1 protein-coding gene is annotated in these 374 nt (G+C 65.5%); it reads right to left on the reverse strand.

Annotated features, from left to right (window positions below; all coding sequences use genetic code 11):
* On the reverse strand, positions 1–374 hold a 374-nt coding region (locus ACW9IB_RS29500), incomplete at both ends, for a condensation domain-containing protein (protein WP_457416853.1).

Genomic DNA, 374 nt, shown 5'->3' on the forward strand with positions numbered 1-374 from the left:
CGGTGCAACAGGGTCTGGAACGAGGCCAGCAGCAACATGAACAAGGTCACGCCTTCGCGCTGGGCCAAGGCCTTGAGGTCGGCAGCCAGCGCAGGCGGCAACGGCACCTCAAGACGTGCGCCGCGATGGCTTTGCTGCGCCGGACGCTGATGGTCGAAGGGCAGCTCCAGCACCGGTTGCTCACCGCCGAGCAGGCCACGCCAGTAGTCCAGTTGGCGGGCCTTCTCCCCCGCTTCCATCCAGTCGCGCTGCCACAGGGCATAGTCGGCGTACTGGATCGGCATAGGCGGCAACTGCGGTTCCGCACCCTGGCTGAACGCAGCGTACAGCTGCACCAGTTCATCGACCATCACCTGCATCGACCAGCCATCGGA

It is taken from the genome of Pseudomonas sp. SDO524_S393 (genome assembly GCF_054071875.1).